Raw genomic sequence first — 25,795 nt, 5'->3', positions numbered from 1 at the left:
TTGCTGACTTCATCAACTGTGTGCTGCACCTTGATTTTGCAAGGGGCTCCTCACCTCAGATCCGCCCTGAGATCGCGCACGCCGCGGCCGAGCCGCTGGCGCAGCAGCGTGCGCAGCGTCGCGCCGTCGACATAGCCGACCTCGGCCGCAATCGCGTCGAGATCGAGCCCGCTGCCATGCAGCAGCGTCTGGGCATGCTCGACGCGCAGGTCCTGAAAATAGGCGAGCGGCGATCTGCCCAGCACGGCGTTGCAGCGTCGCTGCAGCGTGCGCGGGCTCGTCGCCAGCGCATCCGCCGCCACGTGCAGCGAAAAGCCTTGCTTCAGGTGCTCGCGCGCCCAGCGCTCGAAGCGCAGCATCAGCGGATCGGCCTGCGCCAGATGGTTGGGAATGATATAGGGCGCCTGCAGCGAGCGCAGGTCCGCGAGCAAATAGCGCGAGACGAGCGCCGCCAGCTCCGGGCTTGCCTGCCGCACCAGCCAGAGCGCGAGATCGAGATGGCCCATGGCCGCGCCTGCCGTCGCCCCGACATCGGTGGAAACCAGCATGCGGCTCTCATCGACGAGCACCTGCGGATAACGCTGCCGGAAAAGCGGCGCCAGCGACCATGTGGTCGTCGCCTCCCTGTTGTCGAGCAGCCCGGCTTCGGCCACCAGAAACGTGCCCCTGCAGGAAGCGCCGATCCGCGCGCCCTCGGAATGCCAGCGGCGGATCTCGCCGATCGCCTTGACGACATCCGGCCGCGACAGCGCCGCCACCACATGCTCCGGCAGGATCACGTTGAGCGCCGGCACGATCGCCCAGTCGGGCTTCAGATCAGGCGTGACGGGTTTGACCGGCACCGTCAGCCCCTGCGCGGAGCGCACCTTGCGCCTGACACCGGCGACGGTGACATCGAAATGCGGCGTGCCGCCGAATTCCATTGCCGACAGGCCGTTTGCCGCCGCGAATACGTCGAGCATGACCGTCAGCCCCGTATCCCACAATCCCTCGAGCGCAAGAATGGTGATCCGCATGGCGTAAATGGCCCTGTTATTGTCATTTGTGACAATACCCCCCTGGCCTGCCGCAGGCTAGATCTTTCCGCGTCCGCTATCGCAATCGGGATCAAAAAGGAGATTACCGATGAAAGTCATGGCTATCGCAACCGCCAACGCCCCGCTGACGCAAGAGCAGCTGAAGGAATACCTGCCGCGTGAAGTGCCGGCGACGCTGAAACACTATCTCAGCGGCGAGGTCGAGCAGTTCTGGTTCCGGGAAAATGCCGGCCCGATCTTCCTCATGAATGCCGAGTCCGTCGAGGCGGCCCGCGCCTCTCTCGCCACCCTGCCACTCGTGGCCGCCGGCCTGATGAGCTACGACCTGATGCCGGTCCAGCCGCTGATGCCGCTGGGGCTGCTGATCCAAGGGAAGTAGCCGCGTTGTGCAACTGGCAAAGACCCCTCCCCAACCCCTCCCCACAAGGGGGAGGGACTACCCTGCGGCACCCACGTCGCTCCTCTCGAAATGCTAAAGATCGGGAAAGCCGGCGCGGCAGGTTAAGCCCCTCCCCCTTGTGGGGAGGGGTTGGGGCGGGGTCTTTTTCAGGTTCGAACCTTCACCACCTACCCCAGACAAGCCCCATCAAAGCCGGATGGCGGGCTCGTCTTTCGCTGTGCGGATGACGATCATGGTGAAATAGCGGGCGACATTGTTTTCGTCGCGGAAAAGACGTTCGCTGAGCGCGTCGAATTCCTCCATGTCGCGCAGGCGCAGCATCAGGACGACATCGGTTTCGCCGGTAACGGCATAGGCTTGCGAAACGGCCTCCTCGGCGATGGCGATGTCGAGAAAGCGGCGCATATCCGCTTCGCCATGCAGCTTCAGCTCCACGGTCACCAGCGCCTCTACCGCTCTCCCGACCTTCGTACAGTTACAAATTCTGGCTAAGCCGGTGATCCTGATGTGGCCGAAACATCGCTCTTTACCAATATAAACCGAATGCCGCCTGCGGCCGGCAGGAACCCCTCCTGTCCAGGTATCAAGGAGCGGCAGAAAGGACCAGCAATGTCTGGAACCATGAAAACCCTCACAGTATCACTCGGCTTCGCCCTGATGTCTGCATCGCTTGCAGAGGCAAAGCCGATCTCGCCCGCCACCGTCGTTACCAGCGGACAGCAGAAGCTGCTGGCCGATGCTGACGGCCGGTCGCTCTACACGTTCGATAAGGATCAGCCTGGAAAGTCCAACTGTACGCTGCTCTGCGCTGTCGCCTGGCCTCCCTTCGTGGCGCCGGCAGGTGCCAAGGCTTCCGGCCCCTGGAGCGTCGTCGCGCGATCGACCGGGGTAAAGCAATGGGCCTACAAGGGCTCGCCGCTCTACACTTATCACTTCGATTCCAAGCGTGGGGATATCCACGGCGACGGGGCCGAAGGCGTTTGGCATCTCGCCAGGCCATGATGTCGGGGCCGCACCGGCGGCTGCGTCACCCCCTCTTTCTGCCAGACAGAGGGGGTGACCATGCGGTAGACCATAAGAGACAGAGGCAGCGCCCCTGTTCGGAATGACGGTTTACACCAGCGGGCCACGGCTGGTCGCAACGAGATCCTCTTCCTCATCGCGCTGATGCCCGCCGAATGCGGCAGCCGCAGCAGCGATGAAGGCGCCGACGATGAGCGACAGCGAGCCGATCAATGCCGACGTCGCAGCTGCCTTGCGGGCCTTGTCGGCGGCAGCCTGTGCTGCAGTCTTGGCGTCGTCGATCTGCTTCAGCACGGTATCGACCCTGGCGCGGGCATCGGCCTCGGAAAGCCCCGTTCGGGCCGAAACGATGCCGGCGATATAGGTCTTGTCGCCGTCCGGCACCGAGCCGTTCGCCGCCCCCTGCAGCAGGATGCGGGAGATCTCGGCAGCGGCCGCACCATTATCCTCGTTGGCGCGATTGGCGATATTCTGTGGCCGCAGCAGCGCGTCGGTGAAATAGGCGGTGGATAGGCCCGGACCCGTCGAATTCGTGTCCGAAGCCGAGGCAGCGGCAGCGGAACTTCCGGCGACGCCGGCCGCCATCGCGGCCTGGCCGGCAGCACTCGCCCCGGCGCCGGCGAGCGAGGTCAACGACGATGCCAGGAAGCCGGCGACGAAGACGGTCGCCAGCGCCCAACTCAGGAAGCCGTGCGCGGTATCGCGGAAGAAGACCTCGTCGGTGTGGATCGCCGCCCATTTCGTCCTCAGGCGCCCGGTCAGATATCCGCCCATCGCGGACGACAGCCACTGCACGACGACCAGCCAGATCGCCGCGGTGACGCCGACGGTTGCGGCCGAACTGCTTTGCCCCGACCAGGGGGAAACCATCGTCAGCCCGACGCCGGAGCCGAGCAGCAGGAGGATGAGCGTGATGCCCGTCGCCGCCACGGCGCCGCCGATGACGGGCCCCCAGGCGATGGCCGACTTCGACGATTCGACCGGCATCACGCCGGCCCGCCCGCTTCCGAGGCCGGAGCCTTCGGCAACGGGCCTGTCTTCAGCAAGAGACATGGCAGCCTCCTATCGCGTGAAGAGAACGAGCAGAATGACGAGCGGCAACGGGATACCCAGAAGCCAGAGAAGAATACCGCGACCCATTTGAAAATCCTCCGTGAATTGAATGTGTTCGCGGGGATCGAACGCCGGTGCACGCTGTTTGTTCCGGGCGGGTGTGGCGCGGGACAACATTGCAATCTCACCGCGATAGATTTGAGGCGAAGCGTCCATCCGGCCTTTCACAGGACTTAGCTTTGGCTCCCGGTGAAAGCTCGATCCCCGGCTTTGGTCGCGGCACCTGTTTTGCTCGGCCGGCCCCGAAAGACCTTCGCGCCATCCACCCAAGCAGCGGCAAGGCCCAGCGCAGGCCATCCCATTCGGGCGCATCGAGCGGATCGGCGAGCGGGTCTCGTCTCTGCTGGCGGCATTTTCCGCGAAGCTCGTTTGAAAGCATGATCCAGTTGAGAAGCATCGTCCTGCCTCCATCTATGTCAGATGCAACTGACCTAAGGCGCGCTCACCCGCAAAGGTAGACGCGCGGATAAAAGGGGGTTTTCACAGATGAAAGAGGCCAGCTGGGACGATCTGCAGCTCTTCTTCCATGTCGCGACGTCAGGCGGCCTGACCGGTGCGGCGGCACGGACGGGTCTCAGCGCGCCTACCATCGGCAGGCGCATGCTGGCGCTGGAGCGGGCAACCGGGCGCACGCTCTTCCGGCGCGGCCCGACCGGCTATCTTCTGGCCACGGACGGCGAGACGCTGTTCGAGCGCGTTCAGGTCATGCAGCAGGCGGCTGAAACGATCGCCGACTGGCGCGGCGACGTCCTGACCCTGCCGATCGTCTCCATCGGGGCGGATGCCTGGATGTTATGGTTCATCGCCGGCCACCTGCCCGCCGTCTGGCAGCCGCAAGACAGGTTCCGCATGTGCTACAAGGCGCTCGATACCGGCCTCGATCTCACCTATCGCGAGGCCCATCTCGCCATCATGCACGGCCGGCCGGAGCGCGGCAATTTCGCCACGCGCCGCTCCGTCTCCGTTGCCCATGCGGCCTATCAGGCCAGCACTTTCGATGCCGCCAATCACAACTGGATTTCGCTCGGAACGGAGATTGCGGTAACACCGGCCGACAAATGGACCTTCGAGCAGCCCGACCACTGGATCACCAGCTGGACGAACACGCCGCTGATGCTGCTCCACCTCATCCGCGGCGGCGCCGGCCGCGGGCTGCTGCCCTGCTTCATGGGCGATGCCGAGCCCGGACTCGTCCGCGCCGGGCCTGTGATCGACAGCCTGACTTACGATATCTGGATCGCCGTGCACGAAGATGAGCGCCAGCGGCCGGAAGTGCGCACTGTCATCGACAGGCTGGGCGCGCTGTTTGCCGCCCATGCGGATCTGTTTGCCGGCAGATGCGAGCGTGCCTGAAGGCTGTTACAGCGCGGCCGGCGCCGCCCCATGCCGCGGCCATTGCGGCACCTGCACCGTGGGGTGCGCGACGCCCTCGCCTTCGGCATCCTCGTCACAGCTCGCCTGGAGTTTTATCGCACTGCCTTCGATCTCGTCGAGCAGGGTCTGAACGTCATCGAACCGACCCATCAGCCGCCTGGTCAGCCTCTTGAATTTGCGTCTGGACATGATGGGCTCCTTTGATCCGGGAACGCCGAGGATCAAAGAAAGTTCGAGGATGGATAGGCATCTTTTCCTGACACAGGCAGCGATGCCTTTCTGGAAAGCGCTGGCAATAGCATCCATCTCATGGTAGGTTACATGTAACCCTGCTGGAGCATTGTCATGGCTGGAGTATCAAGTCCGAAGTCCTCACGCGAGAAGGTGCGCGAACATCGTGAGCGTCTGCGATCGCAAGGTCTGCGCCCGATCCAGATCTGGGTGCCGGATGTGCGCGCATCATCGTTCAAGTCGGAGGCGCACCGCCAGTCTCTGGCGGTGGCCGCCAGTGCCCGTGCCCACGAGGATCAGGCATTCATCGACGCGGTCTCAGACTGGGACGATGAATGAAGCGCGGAGAGATTTGGACCGTCGCCGGCGGCAAGGATTATGCCGGCAAACCCCGCCCCGTCGTCGTCGTACAGGACGACAGCTTCGACGCTACGGACTCGATCACGATTTGCGCCTTCACCACCGACCCGACCGACGCACCGCTGTTCCGGCTCCCGGTCGAGCCGAATGAGCGAAATGGCCTGCGCTCTCCCTCACGGTTGATGGTAGACAAGATCACGACGGTCCCCAAATCCAAGGTCGGCGACCAGCTCGGGCGGCTCGACGATGAGGACGTGGTTCGGTTCAATCGGGCTGTAACAGTTTTTCTCGGACTGGCTGCCTCCCCGAGATTTGGCCGAGAAGAAGAATGATGGGAAAGGGCTCCGCATCATCTCCAATATAGCACCACAGTCCCCAACCCCGGACAGGAACTCTAGGCCTTAGAGCCCGACCAACAATTTCAGGATCGGATCGTCCCATGCGACCATTGATGTTGATAATCCTGGCAGCGATGATCGCATCGGTCGTCGGCATATTGGCGGTGAAAATGTTCGACGGCAGCGGCACCAAGAGCAAGACGCCGCCGCCCGTCATCCAGCAGCCGGAGCCGAAATAGAGCCTCTCACGGCCCCATCAGCTTGCCCATCACCTTCTCCGTCAGGCGATCGCATTTCCAGCCGGCAAAGGGGAAGGCATCGAGCGCGATCGGCCCGATCAGCTGGTCGAGCTCGCGGCGGAGCAGCGCGCGGGCGCGGTGCAGTCGGCTACGCACCGTTTCCGGCTTCAAGTCGAGAAGCTCGGCGGTTTCCTCGACGCTCATCTCCTCGATCACCCGGGCAATGAAGACGAGGCGGAATTCCTCCGGCAGGTTGTCGGTCGCCTCTTCCACGAGTTTCAGGATCTGTCGCTGCGCCATAGTGGTCTCGGGGTTGTCGATCGGCGAACCGGTCGGGAAATCGAGGATGCGGCCTTGCATCGTATCGACGGGCACCTCCGGCATTCGGCGCACCTTGCGAAGCCGGGCGAGCGCCTCGTTCATGACGATGCGCGTCAGCCAGGTAGAAAAGGCGCTGGCGCCCTGGAAATCGCCAAGGTGGCGGAAGGCCTTGAGATAGGCCTCCTGCAGCGCATCCTCGGCCATCGCATCATCGCGCAATATGCCCCGCGCGATGCGAAACAGCCGCCGGTTATAGCGCCGCATGATGGCGCGAAAACCTTCGGCATCGCGCGCCAGCGCCATCGCCACCAGCTCGGGGTCGCTTTTCTCTGTTCTCGAAATCTCGGCCTGCTGCGCCATGGCTCATCCTTTTTCCCGCATTGGATGCCGGCTGACCGCAAAGGTTCCCGAAAAATCCGGGGCTCCCGAAAAAGGAGGGAAGAATCTTTTCTGTCCACTCCCCCAGACGGGAACGTTTGCGCAATCCCGGAGTCCAATTCTGCGTCGAAAACATCGACCGGCGCCGTGTCGCCGGATGGAGGACTGAGATGCACAAACACCTTATCGCCGCCCTTGCCGCTTTCGCGCTCTCCGCGCCTGCGGCCTTTGCCGCCGGCGCGGCACCCACCGATCCGCAGATCGCCCATATCGCCTATACGGCCGGCGTCATCGATATCGACGCGGCCAAGTTGGCGGTCCAGAAATCCAAGGACAAGGAGGTCGTCGCCTTTGCCAAGGATATGATGCGCGACCACGAGGCCGTCAACAAGCAGGCAACCGATCTCCTCAAGAAGCTCAACGTGAAGCCCGAGGACAACGATACCAGCAAATCGCTGACATCGGATGCCAAAGCCGAGTTGAAGAAGCTGTCCAAGCTGAAGGGTGCGGCCTTCGACAAGGCCTATATCGACAATGAAGTCGCCTACCACAAGAAGGTCAACGATGCCCTGCAGACGACGCTGATCCCGGCCGCGCAGAACCCGGACCTGAAGTCCCTGCTCGAAACAGGCCTGAAGATGTTCCAGGGCCATGAGCAGCATGCCGAGCATGTTGCCTCGATGATGAAATGATGGCCATGGCGCTCCTGCCGAGCCTCTGCCTTGCGGCCGGCCTTTCTCTTACGGCAACGGCCGCAAGTGCTGCCACGATCGAGGTCACCATGGAGAAACTGGGATTCAACCCTGCGGTAGTCACTGCGCATCCGGGCGATACGATCGTCTGGCGCAACAAGGACATGATCGATCACACCGCGACGTCGAAAGGCAATTTCGATGTGGTGATATCCGCCGGCAAGTCGGGTTCGACCGTGGTCAAGGTGGATGGGGCGGTGGATTATATCTGCCGTTATCATCCGAATATGAAGGGGCGGATCGAGGTGGGGCGGTAAATTGAGCCGGCTGCGCCATGTCAGCCGCCGTCGGTGCTATTTCCGGTCCCGGCCAATGGGACAGACGGCACGGATTGTGCCGTCTTCCTATCTGACGTGGCTATGCGGCCGGCAAACCGCCGGCTGAGCTCTCCGTAGCCGACCACGCCGGCCCGGCTCGCGCCGGCGAGGATGACCTCGGCTGCGATGAACGGATGCTTCTTGATGAGCTGCACCATCATCCGCACCAGGCCGGCCACCGCAGCCTTTTCCAGACCGGCGCGGCCGAAATGGGCGAGCGCAAATCGCTCTATGGCGCCGCTATCGAGCTGCTCATCGGAAACGGGCGCGATCGTCAGTGCATCGCGCCCCGCTGAGGGCGGTCTCGGATATCTTTCTGCATTTTTTTCGGCAGCGCGTCGCGAGCCGAACTCCTGATCACGTCGATAGCCGCATCGGCGGCGCTGCTCATGGCCGAACCCGCAATGCCGAGCGCACGCTTGCCCTTGCGGGCACCCTTGCCGGCAGCACCCGACATCTCGTCGCTTTCGCTGAGCAGCACGGTCGCGGCGGCACCGGCAGCGGCCGTCACCGCGTTTGCAAGAATGCCCCGCCCGATATCGCTCGCCAGCAGGCCGCGTATCATAGGCGATTTCCGGATTGCTTTGGGAATCTTGTAACCCACGATCTTCCTGGGAATCCTGTTTTTCTTGGCCATGGTCCGGCTCCTCTCGCTTTTCGAACGTTGGCTCGCTTCTTTTTGTTCCCCGCCTTTTTGGAGCCGCAAGGTTCCAACGTGCCAAGCCGTGGAACCAGAACCGTGTCTTCCTTGTTGTTGAGTCCTGATCAAACGAGGCGGACACGCATGAGCCTGGAGATCGAGCGGAAATTTCTTGTCATCAACGATGACTGGCGCCCCGCCGTCCATTCCACGGTGCACATCGCCGATCACCTCATTGCTCAGTTCGACGGCGGAAAAATGCGCATTCGTTTCTGCCGGCGATCCTCCACGCTGACCATCAAGGGCGCAAGACGCGGCGTGATGCGCAGCGAGTACCATATCCCCCTGTCCGACACGGACGCCGAGGCGATAATCGGCGAGTTCTCGGACGGGCCGGCGCTGGAGAAGCAGCGCCACGAGGTCGATGTCCACGGCCTCTGCTGGCAGGTCGACGAGTATCAAGGCCCCTTGCGCGGGCTCGTGACCGCGGACGTCGAATTGCCAGACCCTGATTTTCCAGTGGCGATACCGGACTGGGCCGGCCCCGAAATTACCGGCGACATGACATTCGCATCCCGCCGGCTTGCCGACGCCATCACAACCGGGCCGGTGGCGGTCTCAGGAATTCTCGATACTTACAGAACCATGGCGGCATCTGTGAGTGAAGGAAGGTAGGCGCGGTTAGATAGCTCCTCCCCCTGGGGATGGGTCGAGACCCGTGGCTCGACCCCGATAGTTGGAGCGGGGTCTTTATGGGGTTCAACCCGGCGGTAGTCACGGCGCATCCGGGCGATGCGATCGTCTGGCGCAACAAGGACATGATCGATCACACCGCGACCTCGAAAGGCAATTTCGATGTGGTGATACCGGCGGGCAAGCCGGGTTCGACCGCAGTCAAGGGGGATTGGGGCGGTGGATTTTATCTGCCGTTATCATCCGAATATGAAGGGGCGGATCGAGGTGGGGCGGTAAATTGAGCCGCCCTTGTTTCTCATGTTTTGGAAGGATGCGCGTCCACTACGGGCTTTTTGCCGTGAGACACCCCCCTCTGCCCTGCCGGGCATCTCCCCCACAGGTGGGGAGATTGGCTGGGCGCGACGGCTCCCCAAACAATCAGCGTTGCAGCCGGCGAAACGGCGAATGGGCACGAAGGTCGGGCCTCTTGTCGATCTCCACCCTTGTGGGGGAGATGTCCGGCAGGACAGAGGGGGTGTCACACGGCACAGCGCCTCCGATGAATAGCCTTTGAGACGCAATCCTTCTCCAGCCATGTCACCCCCTCAACCATTCATCCCTCACCCTCCCACCATCAAAGCCAATCGGCCGGATGGAGGGTGATCGTCCGTCCCGGCCCGCGCCAACACCGCCACCAGGATCGGATGAGCCAGATGTGCATGTTCTCCTCCCCGCCGAAAGCCGAGCCGCCACAGGCGCCGCCGGAATACGCCCAGCAGAAGACGCCGGATTATGCCGCCGCCCAATCCACGGCCGCGCGGCGCGCCTCCGACAAGGTGAAGGGGGCGCCCTCCACCATCCTCACCTCGCCTTCGGGCGCTCCCGTTCTCGCCGATACGCAATCGCCGGCGCTTTCGGGCAATACGCTCAAGAAGACGCTGCTCGGGCAGTAAGGCGGAGATATCAATGGACAATCCCCGTCGCGCCAACGAGACGCAGATCGCCTACCACCGCCGCAGGCTCGAAGAGCTGAAACAGGTGCGCCAGCCATGGGAGGCCGAATGGCGCACGCTTGCCGATTATATCGAGCCGACGCGGCTGCGCCTTCATGCCGAAAGGGAAGGCCCGCGCTCGCGCGACAGGATCATCGACAGCACCGGCACCCATGCCTACGAGACGCTGAAATCCGGCATGCATTCGGGCCTGACCTCGCCCGCCCGCCCCTGGTTCCGGCTCACCACCTTCGATCCCGATCTGAAGAAGCGGGATTCCGTCAAGGTCTATCTCGCCGCCGTGCAGGACAAGATGCGCGAGGTCTTTGCCGCCTCCAATCTCTACCGCGCCTTCCACATCGGCTATGGCGATCTCGGCCAGTTCGGCCAGTCGGTGGCGATCCTCGTCGAGGATCAGGAGACGGTCATCCGCGTCCAGCAGCTGGTGCATGGCCGCTTCTGGCTGGCCCGCGACCACAAGGGCAAGGCCACCACGCTCTACCGCACCTTCCGCTGGTCCGTGCAGCGCATCATCGAGCGCTTCGGCTACGACAATGTGCCGGAGCGGGTAAGGAGCCTCTATGATTCCTCGAAATATGGCGAATGTTTCGATGTCTATCACGCCATCGAACCGCGTTATGACCGCGACCCCAGACTAATCGACAAGCGCAACAAGGCCTTCCTCTCCAATTACTGGATCGACGAGCTCGGCGGCGATCTCCTGGAGGAAAGCGGCTTCGACAGCAATCCGATCATCGCGCCCGCCTGGGAGCTTTCCGAGGACGATCACTATGCGCTCTCGCCCGGCCAGAAGGCGCTCGGCGATATCAGGATGCTGCAGCTCGAACAGACGCGAAAGCTCGAAGGCATCGACAAGAAGGTGCGCCCGCCGATGAACGCGCCGACCTCGATGCAGAACAGCCCCGCCTCGCTGCTGCCGGGCGCGGTCAATTACGTTGATGATCCGACGGGCAAGGGTTTCCGCCCGGCGATGGAGGTCAATCTCAGCCTCGCAGAGCTGCGCGAAGACATACAGGAAGTGCAGAACCGCATCGAGAAGACCTTCTTTGCCGATCTCTTCTTCGCCATCACCAATATGGAAGGCGTGCAGCCGCGCAACCAGTTCGAGCTTACGCAGCGCAAGGAAGAGCAGCTCTTACAGCTCGGCCCGGTGCTGGAAAACGTCTTCGGCGATCAGCTGGGGCCGACGATCGACCGCACCTTCGATATTCTGGCCGCCCGCGACGAACTGCCCCCGCCCCCGCCGGAGCTCGAAGGCACGGAGCTGAAGGTGGAATATATTTCCACGCTGGCGCAGGCACAGCAGGCGGTCGCCACAGGCGCGATCGAGCGCGGTGTCGCCTTCATGGGCCAGGTCTCGGCCGTCAAGCCGGAAGCGCTCGACAAGCTCGATGTCGACGAGGCGATCGATCTCTATTTCGATGCGATCGGCGCGCCCCCATCGATGATCCTTGCCGATGACAAGGTGGAGGATCTGCGTTCACAGCGCGCCCAGCAGATGCAGGCGGCGCAGACGGCGCAAATGGCAGCACAGGTTGCACCCGCGCTGAACCAGGGCGCCAAGGCCGCACAGGTGCTGGCCGATGCCAATGACAACCCGAACGGATCGGCACTGCTGCGCCAGCTGGGGCTCGCCTGATGGACCATTTTAAGGATCAACCTTTCACCCCCGATAGCGTCGCACGAGACGAAATCACGACGGCGTTTCGCGAGGTCTTCGCCACCGCCTCCGGCAAGCGCGTGCTGTTCTGGATGTTGGAACAATGCGCCGTCTACCAGGAGGCCTATGCGGGCGAACTCGCCAACGCGACGCATTACACGCTCGGCAAACAGGGCGTCGGCCGGCGGCTGATCGCCGAGCTCGATCGCATCGACCCGACGCTTTATCCGCGCCTGCTGCTCGCCATCGCGGATCTCAAGGCAACAGACAAGGCAGCGGCGGCAAGCCGCGCCGCAAACGAGGAAGGCGAAGACCATGACAGCGATGCTTAGCAGCAGCCCCTTTCCGGCAATTCTCCGCAGCGCCGAAGGTACTGGCAGTGGCGGAAGTGGCAGCGGTGGCGGCGAAAGCGCCTCGCCCGAGACCATTCTGTTTCCCGACGATGCGCCATCACCGGATGGTGACAGCGGTGGCGATGACCGCGATAGCGCCGCCGGCCATGATGCCGGCAAGCCCGACGATAGCGCTGATAATGACCCTGCCGACCGTGTGCCCGACGATGGCCGCTATACGCTGACCATGCCCGAAGGCATCGAGGTGGATCAGGAACTGATCGACGCGCTCGGTCCCGATTTCCACGATCTCGGCCTCACCAACCGCCAGGCGCAGCAGCTCGCCGACCGTTTCATCGAGATCCAGGGCCGGCGCGGCAAGGCGGCCAGCGAAGCCTGGGCCGGCCGCGTGCAGGGCTGGGCCGACGAAGCGCGGAAAGACCGCGAGATCGGCGGCGCGAAATGGGCCGGCACCGTCGGCTCCGCCCAGCGCGCGCTCTCGCGGCTCGGCACGCCAGCGCTGCGCGAGTACCTCAATTCCAGCGGCGGCGGCAACCACCCCGAGATGATCAGAATTTTCGCAAAGGTCGGATCGATGATCCAGGAGGACAACCCACCGAATGGCGGCGCGGGCGGAAACGGCAGGAAGGCCGAAACCGCGCACCTGATGTTTCCCAAAGACGCACCGAAGGGCTGATAAGACATGGCCACCATTGGCAGCTACTACCCCAACCTCGTTGACGCATACAAAGGCTCTGCCGAAGGCGCCGTCATCGAGCTTCTCTCCCAGCAGAACCCGATCCTCGACGACGCGATGGCCGTCGAATGCAACATGGATGCCGTGCACCGCCACATGGTGCGCACCGGCCTGCCCTCGGTCTCCTGGGGCCGGCTCTACCAGGGCATCAAGCAGTCCAAGGCGACCATGCAGCAGGTCGACGATACGACGGGCTTCGTGCATGCCCGCTCGGAAATCGACATGCGCCTTCTGGACCTCGCGCCCGACAAGGCAAAGGCCCGCCTCGTCGACACCATGCCCTTCATCGAGTCGCTGAGCCAGGAAATGGCCTCCGGCCTCTTCTACCACGATACGGCAACGACGCCGGAGAAGTTCAAGGGCCTTTCCGCCCGCTACTCCGCCTATAACCCGAACCTGCCGAATGTGACCCAGCCGAACATCGCCAACCAGGTGGTCAACGGCGGCGGCACGGGGGCGGACAATACCTCGATCTGGTTCGTCACCTGGGGCGACCACGCCACCCACCTTCTCTACCCCAAGGGCACGAAGGCAGGCGTCAAGATCGACGACAAGGGCGAGCAGCGCGTGCTCGATGCCAATGGCGACCCCTACTATGCCAAGGAGACGCTCTACACCTGGCATATCGGTGCGGCCGTGAAGGACTGGCGCTACAATGCCCGCGTCGCCAATATCGACGTCTCGGACATGATGGCCGGAACCGTCGATCTCTGGTCGCTCTTGCGCAAGGGCTATTACCGCCTGCAGTCGCGCCGGCTGAACGCCAAGGCAAGCCGCATCGCCATCTACATGAACAAGGATGTGCTCGAAGTGCTCGACGTGCAGTCGACCGACCGCGCGCTGACCACGGACCGGCAGAACACGGTGCACCTGACCACGCAGTTCGTCGAGGGCCAGGAAGTGAAGTTCTATCGCGGCATTCCGATCCGCGAGACGGACGCGATCCTCAACACCGAAGCCGCCGTTCCGGCGCTCGCCTGATCGTCTCCACCCAGTCCCGCCGTCATCGGACGGCGGGCGACCCTCTCCTGAATAAGTCCCGCCGTCTTGAGGCGGCGGGCGATCCAATCACGAAAGGTCCACACAGATGATTTTCGACCGGCAGACGCTGCTTTCGGACGCGCAGGTTATCACCGCAACCGGCCCCAGCACCAATGTCATCCATCTCGGCCCGATCCGGACGGGGCTGACCCGCGATATCGGCAAGGGCGAACCGATCCCCTTCCTCATGCAGGTGGTGGAAAGCTTTAATAACCTGACCTCGCTCGCCATCACCATCCAGACCGACGATAACGAGGCCTTCTCCTCGCCGAAGGCGGTCATCACCACCACGCTCAACCTCCCCGATCTCAAGGCCGGCAAGATCATCCCGCCGAGCCATATTCCGCGCGGCACCGACGAACTCTACCTGCGCCTGCTCTACACCGTGACCGGCACGGCCCCGACCACGGGCAAGATCACCGCCGGCTTCACGGCTGGGGTTCCCTCGCATGGTTGAAGTCGTCGCCACCGAGCGTGGCTATTACGGCGGCGCCAGACGCGATCCCGGCGAGCGCTTCAGCTTGGCCGACGCGCTCTGGAAGGACGAAAAGCGCCGCCCGAAATGGGTGCGCCTTGCAAGGCAGGGCGACAAGGCGATCGGCAAGGGCGAAGCGGATGCGGCAGACAAACGGCCTGCTGCAAAACCCGCCAAATCCCCCGCGCCTTCCGAGCCTGCCATGCCTTTAGAGCCAGCAGGTAACGGCGTGCAGCAAGAGCTCGGCGGCCCCGCCCCGGACTGGCTGCCGCCGCCCCCCCCAGAACGCCTCCCAGCCTGACGACTGATACCCCCGGTTGACAGGCCACCGACTGGAGCTTCGTGCGTCCGCTCGGACGCACGAAGGACGCTCCAGCACTTTGAATCGCATCAGGCTTCCGAAAATCGACTTCGATTTTCGGGCCGATGCTGCAGCGGCTTCGGCCGCTCTTTTTCTTGATGAGCGAGGAAGACGCACCGATGGCGAAACTCTACAATATGCAGCCCGTCCAGGGTGTGGTGATCGTTCCCGACGGCACGCGCATGTTCAACAACCGCCCGGTCATCGGCATCCGCGATGTGGGCGATGCCACGCTCTTCGTCGACAACAGGCCTGTGCTGGGTGTCGACGTCATCAGCGACGGCGCGACCCTCTATAACGGCCTGCCCGTGCTCGGCGCTGTCAGGATATCGGATGGGCGCAGCCTCTATGGCAATGCGCCCGTCATCGCGGTCAAGAGCAGCGGAGAACCCGTCGACCCCGACCGCTATATGTTCTTCGCCTCCCGGGGCTCCCGCATGCCCTCCGGCTATGCCGTCGATACCACCAGCATCGGCCTCACCTACTTTGCGAGCAGGCTGAAATTCGGCAATGCGCCCTACAGGACGAAGGCGCCGCGCTTCCACTTCACGGGCTTTGCCATGAACGAGGGTTTCGGCCCGCAGGAAACGATCGTCGCCGGCAACGATGTCGTCATTGATGGCGTGGACCTCATCGTCAAGGGCGTCACCTACCTGTCGGACTTTTCAGGTACTCCGGGCGTGACCATCGCCTCCGGCGCCAAGGGCGCTTTCTGCGACTTTCCCACCTTCACTGGCGAGCTCGATCCGCTGGAGGATTTCCTCGTCATCACCCGCTGGCACATCGCCTCGGTGGGCCAGAAATTCATCGGCCCCGCCCGCATCCAAAAACACCGCGGCGAGAAATACTGGGCCGCCGCCGACGCATCGACGCTTGCCGCCCTCATCGCCGCCGACGCGCCGACGACGGCCGTTCTCGACAATTTCTATGCCGTCGCCCCCGGCAACCAGACGAACAGCCAGCTCATCTGCTACGGGCCGGACCTGATGCTCGCCAAGGGCGGCTGGGATGGCAGGCCGGTCGTTCTCGGCACCGGCGACAGCATCGGCTACGGCCGCCAGGAAGTATCCGCCTCCGCCGATCTCAGGGGCAATCTCGGCTGGGAAAGCAAATGGCTGGACCTCGACGGCGGTCCCGGCCGCATCCCCCATCTCTTCATCGGCTGCCCCTCGGCCCAATCCGCCCGCGAGCTTGCGACCAGCGCGCTCCTGCGCTGGGATATCCTTGACGACATCAAGGCATTCAACGGCGGCAAATACCCCTTCACCATCGTCATCAACCAGATGGGCACAAACGACGCCAACACCACGACCGCGACCTGGAAATCCCGCCTCGTCAGCCTGATTTCGCGCATCAAGACGCGGCTCGGAGCCGACATGAAGGTCATCCAGTGCACCATCCCGCCGCAGAACGGCTCCACCGCCGCCTATTCCACCGCGGCCGCCATCACCGTCAGCGCCCCCGTCTGGACGACGGGCCGCGCGAGCATCAACGACGATATCCGCACCAACAACGGCTTCGGCCATGACGGCTATCTCGATATCGACCAGGCATGGGCCGACTATCCTGCCAACCCCGACAAATTCCGCGCCGCCGTGGATATCGGCCAGATCGGCACCCTGCTCTCCGTCACGCCGGGCGACGGCTCCACCACGCACCCCACGGGAACGGCCGATTTCCAAGCGAAGATCGGCGACAGCCTCCTCATCGAATACCAGTCGGGACTTTACGCCAACCGGGTGGTGATCGATGTCAGCGCCAACGGCAACGGAACCTGTTTCGTGACCTTCGCAAATACCTACAACACGGCGTTTCAGGCCAATGCGAAGACCTATTGGGCGGTCAGTCCGGAGGGCATTCATCCGCAGCCGGGCTATATCGATCACTGGATCGTCCCGAGACTGGCGCAGGCGGATAAGGGGAAATTGGTGGGGTGAGTGGTGGTCAGTCGGAGGGCGCCGGGACGTCCGTGGCGCTCGCAGCCCCTTGCGCGCCGATCGGATTTGCTGCCGCACGCTTCCGCGAGCGCTTGCGCCAATCGTTGAACGGCCTCTCCACAATCAAATGAAACAAGACGCCACCTGCGACGGCAACGATGAAGGTCATCGCTACGGCTTGGTCGATGAATCTCACCAGACCGAAGCTGATAAGTTTCGGGTAGAACCTCGCCAGGACGTTATAGATGATGACGACGTGGATCAGATAGATTGAGTAGGAGGCGTCGCCAAGAAATTGCAGCGCCTCTCCGATGCTTCCGCGCACCTGTTGAGGGAGCACCGTCGCGACAACGATCGCTGCAGGGATGCCCCAATACGCAAACCGCCATGCCTCGGGTAACGTATCGGCCTCGTGAAAATAGGAAGCGACCGCCATGATCACGACCGTTGGCACCAGCGAGTAAAGCGGAAGCGACGGTAGTTTGCCGGTGTTGTAAAGTCGGGCGACAAGGCACCCGAACAGGAACTCGAAGACGATCGGGCTGCTGAAGAAAATCCCGACGGCAAACCGCCTGGATATTATCGTGGCGATGAACCATACAGCAATGATCGTTCCCATCAATACGGGAAGATACCGCCTCCTGCCGATGGCCAAGGCGGCGGCAAACGCGAGGTAGAAGTACATTTCATAAGACAGCGTCCATCCGACGCCCAGAATGGGCTGAACAAGTCCTGCGCTATCAAAGGACGGGATGAGAGCCATGGATGCAACGATCCGCCAAGGCGTGAAATCGGCTGGAATAGAGTGCACCCACGCAATCGTCAGCCCCATCAGGACAAGCGTCGCGACGATGTATGGCGGATAGATACGCTCGACGCGCTGAAGAAAGAAATTGCCGGATGTCTTTCTTCCTTCTGCATAGTCCCCCGAAACGTGGACCATGATAAATCCGCTGATCACAAAGAAAATATCGACACCGACCGCCATGCCATCGCGGAACCATGGCGATGACAGCCATGATTGCGGCAGCCCCTGCATGTAACCCGGTGCGTTGATCGTGTAGGCCCTGATGGAGTGTGATAGTACAACGATGAGGGCAGCGACCGCCCTGAGCACCTGAACGGAGTAGAGTTTGCCGGGCTGCATGAAAATCCCCGAGACCTGTTCGCAGTTGCGTGACACATCCGGCGTGCGTGCTTGGAGCACGGATGGCGGATATCGTGGCTGATTGGGTAAGGGGGTAAGTGCCGATCCCGGCGTGGGTTTACGGTGTGGTGAGATCTAGGTTTGCGGTCGCGAGGCGCCGAACAGCTTTCCAACGGCAACCAGCGCTGCGCGCAGGCCGATCGCGGCCATTGTCGGCTTTTTGATGATTGGCGGCAGGCCCATCTTGACCCGCGACCTTGCTGTCAGGCGGACCGTGTCTCTCATGGTCCATCCGTCGCCTAAGGCTATGTCGACCAGCCCCAGCTCCGAAGCCCGCCAAACGATCGGATCTTCGGACAGGCCAACATCAACGATCTCGCCATCGTTATCTACCAGAACGCGAAGCAGGTGATCCGTGTCTTGAAATGGATGTGGAATGAAATGCGCATCGTCCGTGCTCATCGAGCCTGCCCCAGAACTACCCTTACCCGTTGGCACAAATAGCAGGTTGCAATAATCACGTATATCGTGCGGAACTATCGACATAGCAAAAACACCAAAAAAGGTCTTCGTCATCCTGAAACGGAAAAAGGCCTCGCAGATGCGCGAGGCCCCCAATCCGGGCAGAACATTCATAGGCACAAGTAATATCTTTTGAGTTGGTGCAGCTCGCAATCTGCAACTTTTTAGGCGTATAAAATGGGGGCTGAACCCGCCCTGTCATCATCTGGTAACATTCGCGCCGGCGCTACGATTCGCCGTTCCCGCCTCAAAACCTCGTCACCAGCCACACCGTCATCTCAAGGCGCCGTTGCCGGGTTGAGCGCCCGTCTTCTGGAGACGAACCTGCTTGAGAGGTAGCGCCGCAGCGGCTCGTCGATCCATATGAGCGCCAGCCAGGACGCGAGCGTCACTATGCCCATCAGCACGAGATTGGCAATGAAGACGTTGATCGGCAAGGCCCGGATGGTCGGCTCGGCAAAATCCCGAACAGGGCCCTGGAGAGCATAGATCGGGAAAGACACCCGCCCGAGCCAGCTGAAAACACGTCCTGATGCCTCGCTATAGGTGGCGCTCGCGCCTAGCCAGATCAAAATCGGGAACACCAGGCATACGTCGAGAAACTGAACGCGCCAGGTCTGGAAATGGAGAAGCTCGGGAACGAGGATGACCGCGAGAAAGCCGGCGACCGGCACCCAGCCCGAAAGCTGCAGCGTGGGCAGCTTGTCACCGTGCCATCGCCACAGCCGATAGAGAAGAACGCCGGTGAAGAATCCGAAGCCGACGCGGGGAAAACCTGCGGCGAAATTATCCGTACCCCAGCCAAGCCCGAGCGTGCCGTAGCTTTGCCCGACCATATAAAGCGCGACGGCCGAGATGCCGATGAGAACCGCGACCGTCCGGCTCCTCAGCAAGGGAATGGCGGCCGCATAGAGAAGGTTGGCAAAAAGCTCGAAAAACAGGGTCCATTGGATTGCGTCGACGCTATAGGCATTCCCCTGCTTCCAGAGCTCGGGAACGAACAGCGCGTTCAAAACGACCGACTGCGCCACCTGGTATGACGGGCCGATGACGAGAGCGGTCAGGATGATGCCGAGCAAGATCAGCGGATAGAGGCGGATCAGCCGCCTTTTGGTGAAGGCCCAGAAGGATAGGCCGTTTCGCAGCGCATCCTCGTATGAGAACGCAATGACGAAGCCGCTCAGGATGAAGAAAAGATCGACGGCCAGGAAACCGATGCGGGCGTAGTGAGTTCCACTGACCGAAGTGCTTTCAAGGTGATGATAGAGGACGAGAAATGCCGCGATGCCTCGCAACCCGTCAAGCGCATCGAAGTATGACCTGTTCTTCATCGAAATCTCACTTAAAAAGCTGGAATTATCGGATGATGCCGGGACGGTGACGGCACGCATTCATTCCATGTCCTCGCAAAGTTTGTTTGCAGCCATCAAATGTCTCAAATATGGACAAGTTTCATCCGGAGACTACGCTGCACCGCAACAAAAATAAAGCGGAATGGCAAAGCGGAGTGGTCATTCCTGATCGCACACCCGTCATTGAGCGGGTGCGTGCACGCGTTACCCTGTTCGGAGTTTCATTATCGTTGTCGACCGCCGGGCAACCAATTCAGGCTCGACTACCAGCGGCGGCTGGCGTCGAAGTCTTCGCGTTCTTCCTCGGTCATCTGCCGGTAAACCCATTGACCGCCGATGATTTTGCGCATGACATGACCACGGATCGGCATCTTCGTATTGACGTCGACGACCTCTCCGGTCACGCGAACATAGCCCCACTCGCCTTCATGACCGCCAGTTAGATAGATCATCGACATCCGTTTGAGACCTGCCGACAGCAAATGAAAAAGATCTTTGGCGGTCTTGCCGACGGTACTTACGCGCATGAAAGGTTCCCCAACCAATGATGGAACTCTACATCTCATGCGCGAGAACCACGCAAGAACCATTTTTGGACTTTTGTGACCTTGGTTACCCACCACCCGATCACGCAGCATGAAAGATACTCGTACGCCTTCAGGTTCCCAACCTAAGAAGCGAGAACATCCCCTTCGCGAGGACGTCCAAGTGCCATTTGGGCAACGTTAACGGCGGGAATCGGACAGGTTTCACCCGGTGCCCCATTATCGACCGACATCTCCTTTATGAGCGCCATACGCCTGCGACCGGGCGCAGATTGCTTGACCTGACGGCAAGCGGGGTATTTTCAGGGGATGGCACATGACAATATCTCGACTGGTGAAACGTATGTTGCGGGTATGCGGATATGCGGGCGTCGTTCCCGTGGCGATCCCTTACTTTCGTTCCGATCACAGGTCGGAAGTGGAGGCCGACATTGAAAAATGGGGCGGCATCGTATTCGATGAAAAACCGAAGAGTGACTTCAGCGCCCTTTTGAAATTGCTGAATGATTACAAAGAATTTCGAAACCTCTATTATTTCAGGGTGCCGAAAGCCAGATGGTTTTCGCTGTTTTGCCGGGAAGAACCGACCCTGCATCTCCAGACACCCGAAATCGGCGGCGGCTTGTTCATCCAGCATGGCTTCGCGACGATCATCAATGCCGAAAAGATCGGGAGAGATTGCTGGATCAATCAGCAGGTAACCGTAGGGCACTCCGGCAAGGGCCGCCGGCCTGTCATAGGCGACGGCGTCAAAATACGCGCCGGGGCAAAGGTCATCGGCAAGATCACCGTCGGTGATGATGTGGCGATCGGCGCCAATGCTGTTGTCGTAAAGGACGTACCGCCGCACTGCACCGTCGCCGGGGTCCCGGCAAAAATCGTCCGCCAGGACGGCGTGCGCGTGGATAAGCCGCTATAGCTGCGGAGACAGCACTACGCATTATGTTCCCGTTTCTACGATGTGACGGCCGTTATATCTTTTGGCGGAAAGCCGCATTAGGAAAGTCGGGAAAGATCAGGTATATTTCCTGCTGAAATTTGCAGCGCTAGCAGGCAAGCGAGAGTGGACGGCAGGAAGATCCACTGGAACTCGCACATTGCAAACGAATGAAGGAAGCAGCCGCTCAGGCGAAAGCTCGCCTGCTTACGACATAAGATGAAACCGCTGCATTACCTCCTGATCATCTTCGCTGTGCCGCCGCTCATCGCGCTCGCGGTCGGGATTATTATCATTATCGCATTGTCGTTCCATGCAGAGCAGTCGGACCCGCGACCGACCGGAACGATCGGCGTCAAAAAGGGCGACAGGATCGGCAGCCCGTCCCGTACGCCTCCGCCTCCGGCGATCCGGCCCGACTTTCAATAGAATTGCCGAGCGCGTGAACTCCCCGCGGCTTCGGTGCAGGCCGGATCCCTGTAAGGATTCTGCAGGTCCGTTTTCGCTTTTATATCGCATTGCCGCTTCTCGGAATGGACCACTGTAATCTCGTAAGCCAAGCGGTCATATACTTGGGGCTGCAGGACGCTCATCCTGTAAATAGCTTTGGATCAGATGCGGTCAGCGCTGGTTCAGCGCGAGCCGGATCCTGTAAAAATTCTGCGCGTCCGGTTTGGCCTTCACGTCGCATTGCTTGGTGCCGACGGCCACTGTTGCGATCTCCCGCACATCGGTGCTGAGCCAGATCGGCGCCTCACGGGTATAGGAACGGCGGGGCAGCGCGCGCCAGTTGGCATAGAAAATGCCGATCTCTTCCCCTGCCGCATTGAGGAAACTGGCGACGATGCAGACCTGATCGTCGTCTTTAGGGTCTTCGTTTCGCAGCGAGATACGGGACAGGACGGAATTGGTCGTCGGGTCCGTGCGGAATGAGAAACTGTAATATTGTGGCCGCTTCCAGTCCCATTTGTCCTCGACGAGCTTGCAATATCCGTTCTCGACATCAAGGCATTGCTGCGCCGCGCGAACCCGCCAGACATAGTTCATCCAGCCGTCCTCATTGGGAAGGGGGGACCGGTCGCTGGTGAGAAGGCCCAGGGCAATCGAGAGCTGCTTGAGAGTCGGCATGCCCGATGCTGTCTAAATTTGCTGCAGCGCGCAAGGCATGCGCCGGCCTTCGATCAGGATTTCCGCGCCAGTGGCGGCAGGGGAACGAAGGGGTTTTCGGAATCGTAGCTCATCTTCGGCCCGCCCCTCTTGCCGGTCTTGCCGCTCCTCAGCAATCCCGGCGCAAGATGGCCTTCCGGGCCGAACAGATAACCGCTCCCCGCACAGAGATGGGCAAGCGCGCGATAATCGAAATAGCGGAAGGTGCTGTCGGCAAGGAAGGCGGCCTCGTTATAGGCCTTGCCCCTGATGTCTGCAAAGCGCGTCTCAGTCATAAAGGCGTAGAGTGCCTTCTTATCGAGCTCGGTACCGCTGCAGAGAGTGGCGAGCGTATCGGCCAGCTTCAGGACCCGCAATGTCTGGGCATCCGCATTGTCGAGCGGCTTCATCGCCTTGGCGATGTAGTGGTTCGTTGCCGGATCGCCGGTCATGGATTTCTTCCAGGAAGCCGGTATCTCCTCTGCCGTGGCGAGGCCCGCAGAAGCGATCGTGAGGCTTGCGGCCAAAGGGCCGGATTTGAAACGACAGGCCAAGATATCCCCCATCCAATCGCCCAGACTGGCTTCGATTCGCAATGCAACGCAAGATCAAACGTCGGCCAGGAGGGTTGAAAACGCCCATCGAGATGTGCCAGCCTCACATTTAGCTTTCAACCATCCCGGCTCCAACTTCGCGGCATGCACTGAACCTGGTGCGAACACGAAGGGAAAAATCGATGAGCAAGTTCGACATCTACCTGAGCCGCAGCGGCACGAATGCAATCTCCGGCGCGAGCCTGCCGATTTCGCTGGCCGATATCGAGGGCCACTATAATGCGGATGCGACCGCAACGGCGCTCGCAGTACCGGTCGAAGCCGTCAGCGACGAGCAGTTCTGGACCGTGACGGCCACCGACGCCGCAATCCGCGTCGACTTCCGCACGCCCGTCACCGCCACCACCGGCTGGCTGGTTCATGCCGGCGAAACGCGCTATTTCGGCGCCCGGATCGGCCAGTCGCCGTCCATCGTGCTCGCCTGACCCCTGGGGATCGTGGGCATCTCGCCGTCTCTTTCAAAACAGCTGTTAACGAGGAGAGCATTCACCATGCTTGGCCTTTCTCTTGGCTTGTCTCTCGGGACATCCACCAACACGTCGAACGGTGGAGGCGGCGGGGTTGAACCCAACCGCTACATGTTCTTCGCCTCCCGGACCCGCATGCCCTCAGGCTTTACGATGCCCGCGGCAAGCGGCCTCAATTACTTCGCAAGCAAGCTGAAATTCGGAAACGCGCCCTACAAGACGCGCGGCTTCCGCTTTCACTTCTCGGGCTTTGCCATGAATGAGGGCCTCGGCCCTCAAGAAACGATCCTGCCCGGCAATGACGTCGTGATCGACGGCGTCGATCTCATCATCGGCGGCGTGGCCTACCCGGCCGTTTTCGGCTCCAACCCCGGCGTTACCATTGCCTCGGGTGCGAAAGGCGCATGGTGCGATTTCCCGACCGCGCCCGATATCGATGCGGAAGCGGATTTCGTCGTCATCACCCGGTGGCATGTCAATGCCGGCCAGAACTTCGTCGGGCCTTACCGCATCCAGAAACATCGCGGCGAAAAATTCTGGGCCGCCGCCGATCCGACGGCGCTTGCAGCATTAATCAGCGCCGACGCTCCGGTCACGCCCTCGCTCGATGTCTTCTACGCTATCCCGGCGGGCAACCAGAGCAATTCTCAGCAGATCTGCTACGGCCCGGATATGATGGTGGCCAAGGGCGAATGGGATGGCCGGCCGGTGGTTCTGAGCCCTGCCGACAGCATCGGCTACGGCCGCCAGGAAGTCTCGGCGACTGCCGATGCCAGAGGCAATCTCGGCTGGGAAAGCAAATGGCTCGATGCCGACGGCGATCTCGGCCGCATCCCCCATATGATCATCGGCTGCCCCTCGGCCCAATCGGCACGGGAACTGACGACGAGCGCCTTTCTGCGCTGGGATATCCTCGACGACATCAAGGCCTTCAACGGCGGCAAATACCCGTTCACCGTCGTTCTCAACCAGATGGGCACGAATGACAACAACGCGACGACTGCCACCTGGAAGTCGCGTATCACGAGCCTGATTTCGCGTATCAAGGCGCGTCTCGGCAGCGACATGAAGGTGATCCAGTGCACCATTCCGCCGCAGAACAGCTCCTCGACGGCTTTCGCGATTTCGGCGGGCATCTCCGTCAACGCCGCAATCTGGGTCACCGGGCGCAATAGCATCAACGCCGATATCCGCAGCAATAATGGCTTCGGCCATGACGGCTATATCGACGTCGACCTGGCCTGGACCGATAACCCTGCCAACCCGGATAAATTTCGCGCGGCGACGGATCTCGGCCAGATCGGCACGATGCTGTCCTATACGCCGGGTGATGGCGCAAGCGTCCTGAGCTCGGGTGTCCTCGGCGGCTTCGTTCCCAGGGTTGGCGACGTCATTGTCGTGGAGTACCAGCCGGCAACCTATGGCGTGCGCACCATCAATGCCGTTGTCGACAATGGAAACGGCACCTACAATGCCGGCTTCACCTCGAACTCGGCAACGGTCTTCCAGGCCAATGCCGCGACCTTCTGGGCGATCAGCTCCGAAGGCATCCATCCGCAGCCCGGCTATATCGATCATTGGATCGTTCCGCGCCTGCCGCAGTCGCAAAAAGCGACGCTCGCCACCGAACCGCTATCAGCCGTCATCGGGTGATAGCTAAACCGCCCAAAGCAGGGATTTCACGCTGTCGGAAACGCCAGCGTGAAATCCGGCTGTTTCCCGATGGCCCGAGCAGCCGTTCTTCCCGACGGGGCGGCAATACCCTGCTCCGTCCATCTATCCGCAATCAGGAAAATTGGTCGCGACGGCCGAGAATCGTCTTGAGTGCTCGGAGGCGGCCCTCCGCGCCGGCGGCCGAACGCGGAAACGCATCCCGGATATGGCGTGTGTAATACCAGCCGGGCGACGTAGCCGTGATCAGGTTCTCATACACGGAAGGCGGAACGTTGAAATAACGGCGATGTCCCTTGAGGCGAATCTCGATATCGAGCACGCCGGTCGACGGGTCGTAGGCAACGGATTTCACGAGCTTTGACGAGAGTTCCATTGTTGCTCCCTATGGTGCGTCGCACAATGGAAACATTCCTACTGACATAGTCAAGCATATCTATGTCTCATCCCCGGCAAGATCGTCGCCTGTCTTCACATTTCCGTGCGCGAATGCGGCTGTTTTGCCCGGGAAAACATGAAGCGAACGCATTTCAATGCAAGAGATCGGATCGCGGTTGAAAGCGGCGTCCACACCCGCTTCGGGCTTCACCTTTTCTTGCCGCAGCGCAATAAAAAACTTG

The 25,795-nt window shown here is 61.4% G+C and carries 35 protein-coding genes and 1 pseudogene; 23 read left to right on the top strand and 13 right to left on the bottom strand.

What is annotated here, in order from left to right; translation table 11 throughout:
• Nucleotides 1–50: 50 nt before the first annotated feature.
• A complete protein-coding gene (locus EV281_RS16855; RefSeq protein ID WP_132654218.1) occupies nt 51–1,016 on the bottom strand; it encodes a helix-turn-helix domain-containing protein in 966 nt (321 codons plus the stop codon).
• 109 nt (nt 1,017–1,125) lie between these two features.
• On the opposite strand from EV281_RS16855, the gene EV281_RS16850 reads away from it, so the two are divergent.
• Entirely contained in the window at nt 1,126–1,416 is a 291-nt protein-coding gene (locus EV281_RS16850) for a hypothetical protein (RefSeq protein WP_132654216.1), read from the top strand.
• A gap of 207 nt (nt 1,417–1,623) precedes the next feature.
• Here EV281_RS16850 and EV281_RS16845 read toward each other — a convergent pair.
• Nucleotides 1,624–1,905 (bottom strand): annotated as a pseudogene (locus tag EV281_RS16845) (Lrp/AsnC ligand binding domain-containing protein); the annotation flags it as partial.
• A gap of 141 nt (nt 1,906–2,046) precedes the next feature.
• Here EV281_RS16845 and EV281_RS16840 point away from each other — a divergent pair.
• Nucleotides 2,047–2,439 (top strand): hypothetical protein, encoded by a 393-nt coding sequence (locus tag EV281_RS16840; protein ID WP_245508288.1) that lies wholly within the window; start codon nt 2,047–2,049, stop codon nt 2,437–2,439.
• Between the two features lie 111 nt (nt 2,440–2,550).
• On the opposite strand, the gene EV281_RS16835 is transcribed toward EV281_RS16840, so the two are convergent.
• Nucleotides 2,551–3,447, bottom strand: coding sequence for a hypothetical protein (locus EV281_RS16835; protein ID WP_132654376.1), 897 nt, complete (start codon nt 3,445–3,447; stop codon nt 2,551–2,553).
• A 612-nt stretch (nt 3,448–4,059) separates the two neighbouring features.
• Here EV281_RS16835 and EV281_RS16825 point away from each other — a divergent pair.
• Complete coding sequence (locus EV281_RS16825; RefSeq protein ID WP_132654210.1) at nt 4,060–4,926, top strand: LysR family transcriptional regulator; 867 nt, start codon at nt 4,060–4,062, stop codon at nt 4,924–4,926.
• A gap of 6 nt (nt 4,927–4,932) precedes the next feature.
• On the opposite strand, the gene EV281_RS16820 is transcribed toward EV281_RS16825, so the two are convergent.
• Nucleotides 4,933–5,136: a hypothetical protein gene (locus tag EV281_RS16820; protein WP_132654208.1), complete on the bottom strand. Its 204-nt coding sequence runs from the start codon at nt 5,134–5,136 to the stop codon at nt 4,933–4,935.
• 156 nt (nt 5,137–5,292) lie between these two features.
• Between EV281_RS16820 and EV281_RS16815 the strand changes: the two genes are divergently transcribed.
• From EV281_RS16815 to EV281_RS31185, 3 genes are all read left to right on the top strand, one after another.
• Entirely contained in the window at nt 5,293–5,517 is a 225-nt protein-coding gene (locus tag EV281_RS16815) for an antitoxin MazE family protein (RefSeq protein WP_132654206.1), read from the top strand.
• On the top strand, nt 5,514–5,870 hold the full coding sequence (locus EV281_RS16810) for a type II toxin-antitoxin system PemK/MazF family toxin (RefSeq protein ID WP_132654204.1): 357 nt from the start codon (nt 5,514–5,516) through the stop codon (nt 5,868–5,870). The genes EV281_RS16815 and EV281_RS16810 overlap by 4 nt, the downstream gene beginning before the upstream one ends.
• Before the next feature lie 107 nt (nt 5,871–5,977).
• Nucleotides 5,978–6,115: a hypothetical protein gene (locus tag EV281_RS31185; protein ID WP_165911878.1), complete on the top strand. Its 138-nt coding sequence runs from the start codon at nt 5,978–5,980 to the stop codon at nt 6,113–6,115.
• Between the two features lie 6 nt (nt 6,116–6,121).
• On the opposite strand, the gene EV281_RS16805 is transcribed toward EV281_RS31185, so the two are convergent.
• Nucleotides 6,122–6,796 (bottom strand): RNA polymerase sigma factor, encoded by a 675-nt coding sequence (locus EV281_RS16805; protein WP_132654202.1) that lies wholly within the window; start codon nt 6,794–6,796, stop codon nt 6,122–6,124.
• 188 nt (nt 6,797–6,984) lie between these two features.
• On the opposite strand from EV281_RS16805, the gene EV281_RS16800 reads away from it, so the two are divergent.
• The 3 genes from EV281_RS16800 to EV281_RS31180 all read left to right on the top strand — a co-directional run bounded on the left by EV281_RS16800 (nt 6,985) and on the right by EV281_RS31180 (nt 8,179).
• Complete coding sequence (locus EV281_RS16800) at nt 6,985–7,506, top strand: DUF4142 domain-containing protein (protein WP_132654200.1); 522 nt, start codon at nt 6,985–6,987, stop codon at nt 7,504–7,506.
• Entirely contained in the window at nt 7,503–7,823 is a 321-nt protein-coding gene (locus EV281_RS16795) for a cupredoxin domain-containing protein (RefSeq protein WP_132654198.1), read from the top strand. The genes EV281_RS16800 and EV281_RS16795 overlap by 4 nt, the downstream gene beginning before the upstream one ends.
• Nucleotides 7,824–8,017: 194 nt before the next feature.
• On the top strand, nt 8,018–8,179 hold the full coding sequence (locus EV281_RS31180) for a hypothetical protein (RefSeq protein WP_165911907.1): 162 nt from the start codon (nt 8,018–8,020) through the stop codon (nt 8,177–8,179).
• Here EV281_RS31180 and EV281_RS16790 read toward each other — a convergent pair.
• Nucleotides 8,158–8,520, bottom strand: coding sequence for a hypothetical protein (locus EV281_RS16790; RefSeq protein ID WP_132654196.1), 363 nt, complete (start codon nt 8,518–8,520; stop codon nt 8,158–8,160). The genes EV281_RS31180 and EV281_RS16790 overlap by 22 nt on opposite strands.
• 147 nt (nt 8,521–8,667) lie before the next feature.
• Here EV281_RS16790 and EV281_RS16785 point away from each other — a divergent pair, with 147 nt between their 5' ends.
• The 10 genes from EV281_RS16785 (at nt 8,668) to EV281_RS31660 (ending at nt 16,774) form a co-directional block, all read left to right on the top strand.
• Complete coding sequence (locus EV281_RS16785) at nt 8,668–9,198, top strand: CYTH domain-containing protein (protein ID WP_132654194.1); 531 nt, start codon at nt 8,668–8,670, stop codon at nt 9,196–9,198.
• Between the two features lie 77 nt (nt 9,199–9,275).
• Nucleotides 9,276–9,500: a hypothetical protein gene (locus EV281_RS16780; protein ID WP_245508287.1), complete on the top strand. Its 225-nt coding sequence runs from the start codon at nt 9,276–9,278 to the stop codon at nt 9,498–9,500.
• Between the two features lie 402 nt (nt 9,501–9,902).
• Entirely contained in the window at nt 9,903–10,151 is a 249-nt protein-coding gene (locus tag EV281_RS16770) for a hypothetical protein (RefSeq protein WP_245508286.1), read from the top strand.
• Nucleotides 10,152–10,164: 13 nt separating this feature from the next.
• Nucleotides 10,165–11,850: a portal protein gene (locus EV281_RS16765; RefSeq protein ID WP_132654192.1), complete on the top strand. Its 1,686-nt coding sequence runs from the start codon at nt 10,165–10,167 to the stop codon at nt 11,848–11,850.
• Nucleotides 11,850–12,203: a hypothetical protein gene (locus EV281_RS16760; RefSeq protein WP_132654190.1), complete on the top strand. Its 354-nt coding sequence runs from the start codon at nt 11,850–11,852 to the stop codon at nt 12,201–12,203. Before EV281_RS16765 ends, EV281_RS16760 begins: the two co-directional genes overlap by 1 nt.
• Nucleotides 12,187–12,900: a hypothetical protein gene (locus EV281_RS16755; RefSeq protein ID WP_132654188.1), complete on the top strand. Its 714-nt coding sequence runs from the start codon at nt 12,187–12,189 to the stop codon at nt 12,898–12,900. The genes EV281_RS16760 and EV281_RS16755 overlap by 17 nt, the downstream gene beginning before the upstream one ends.
• 6 nt (nt 12,901–12,906) lie before the next feature.
• Nucleotides 12,907–13,941, top strand: a complete 1,035-nt coding sequence (locus EV281_RS16750) for a major capsid protein (RefSeq protein WP_132654186.1) — start codon at nt 12,907–12,909, stop codon at nt 13,939–13,941.
• Between the two features lie 106 nt (nt 13,942–14,047).
• A complete protein-coding gene (locus EV281_RS16745) occupies nt 14,048–14,458 on the top strand; it encodes a Bbp16 family capsid cement protein (protein WP_132654184.1) in 411 nt (136 codons plus the stop codon).
• Nucleotides 14,451–14,777, top strand: coding sequence for a hypothetical protein (locus EV281_RS16740; protein WP_132654182.1), 327 nt, complete (start codon nt 14,451–14,453; stop codon nt 14,775–14,777). The genes EV281_RS16745 and EV281_RS16740 overlap by 8 nt, the downstream gene beginning before the upstream one ends.
• A 179-nt stretch (nt 14,778–14,956) precedes the next feature.
• Nucleotides 14,957–16,774 (top strand): hypothetical protein, encoded by a 1,818-nt coding sequence (locus EV281_RS31660; RefSeq protein WP_245508285.1) that lies wholly within the window; start codon nt 14,957–14,959, stop codon nt 16,772–16,774.
• Between the two features lie 7 nt (nt 16,775–16,781).
• Here the strand turns inward: EV281_RS31660 and EV281_RS16730 are convergent, their stop codons facing one another.
• The 4 genes from EV281_RS16730 to EV281_RS16715 all read right to left on the bottom strand — a co-directional run bounded on the left by EV281_RS16730 (nt 16,782) and on the right by EV281_RS16715 (nt 20,322).
• Complete coding sequence (locus tag EV281_RS16730; RefSeq protein ID WP_132654180.1) at nt 16,782–17,921, bottom strand: acyltransferase; 1,140 nt, start codon at nt 17,919–17,921, stop codon at nt 16,782–16,784.
• 135 nt (nt 17,922–18,056) lie between these two features.
• Complete coding sequence (locus EV281_RS16725) at nt 18,057–18,557, bottom strand: hypothetical protein (RefSeq protein ID WP_132654178.1); 501 nt, start codon at nt 18,555–18,557, stop codon at nt 18,057–18,059.
• A 164-nt stretch (nt 18,558–18,721) separates the two neighbouring features.
• Nucleotides 18,722–19,774, bottom strand: coding sequence for an acyltransferase (locus EV281_RS16720; RefSeq protein ID WP_165911906.1), 1,053 nt, complete (start codon nt 19,772–19,774; stop codon nt 18,722–18,724).
• 284 nt (nt 19,775–20,058) lie between these two features.
• A complete protein-coding gene (locus EV281_RS16715) occupies nt 20,059–20,322 on the bottom strand; it encodes a hypothetical protein (RefSeq protein WP_132654174.1) in 264 nt (87 codons plus the stop codon).
• Nucleotides 20,323–20,656: 334 nt separating this feature from the next.
• On the opposite strand from EV281_RS16715, the gene EV281_RS16710 reads away from it, so the two are divergent.
• Both EV281_RS16710 and EV281_RS16705 read left to right on the top strand, forming a co-directional pair.
• Nucleotides 20,657–21,259, top strand: a complete 603-nt coding sequence (locus tag EV281_RS16710; RefSeq protein WP_245508284.1) for a serine acetyltransferase — start codon at nt 20,657–20,659, stop codon at nt 21,257–21,259.
• 237 nt (nt 21,260–21,496) lie between these two features.
• A complete protein-coding gene (locus EV281_RS16705) occupies nt 21,497–21,706 on the top strand; it encodes a hypothetical protein (protein ID WP_132654172.1) in 210 nt (69 codons plus the stop codon).
• A gap of 192 nt (nt 21,707–21,898) precedes the next feature.
• Here EV281_RS16705 and EV281_RS16700 read toward each other — a convergent pair whose 3' ends face one another.
• Complete coding sequence (locus EV281_RS16700) at nt 21,899–22,405, bottom strand: hypothetical protein (protein ID WP_132654171.1); 507 nt, start codon at nt 22,403–22,405, stop codon at nt 21,899–21,901.
• A gap of 53 nt (nt 22,406–22,458) precedes the next feature.
• Nucleotides 22,459–22,989: a hypothetical protein gene (locus tag EV281_RS16695; protein ID WP_245508283.1), complete on the bottom strand. Its 531-nt coding sequence runs from the start codon at nt 22,987–22,989 to the stop codon at nt 22,459–22,461.
• A gap of 170 nt (nt 22,990–23,159) precedes the next feature.
• Here EV281_RS16695 and EV281_RS16690 point away from each other — a divergent pair, with 170 nt between their 5' ends.
• Together EV281_RS16690 and EV281_RS16685 are read left to right on the top strand one after the other, a co-directional pair.
• Nucleotides 23,160–23,462 carry a hypothetical protein gene (locus EV281_RS16690; RefSeq protein ID WP_132654170.1) on the top strand — a complete coding sequence of 101 codons (303 nt, stop codon included), beginning with the start codon at nt 23,160–23,162 and terminating at the stop codon, nt 23,460–23,462.
• A 66-nt stretch (nt 23,463–23,528) separates the two neighbouring features.
• Nucleotides 23,529–25,157: a hypothetical protein gene (locus tag EV281_RS16685; protein ID WP_132654169.1), complete on the top strand. Its 1,629-nt coding sequence runs from the start codon at nt 23,529–23,531 to the stop codon at nt 25,155–25,157.
• A 133-nt stretch (nt 25,158–25,290) separates the two neighbouring features.
• Here EV281_RS16685 and EV281_RS16680 read toward each other — a convergent pair whose 3' ends face one another.
• Nucleotides 25,291–25,551: a KTSC domain-containing protein gene (locus EV281_RS16680; RefSeq protein ID WP_132654168.1), complete on the bottom strand. Its 261-nt coding sequence runs from the start codon at nt 25,549–25,551 to the stop codon at nt 25,291–25,293.
• Nucleotides 25,552–25,795 lie beyond the last annotated feature (244 nt).

The organism is Rhizobium sp. BK418 (assembly GCF_004341105.1).
In the GTDB taxonomy this organism is placed as follows: domain Bacteria; phylum Pseudomonadota; class Alphaproteobacteria; order Rhizobiales; family Rhizobiaceae; genus Rhizobium.
Note: the sequence above shows the minus strand (reverse complement) of the source record. Positions and strands in the feature narration are given on the sequence as shown.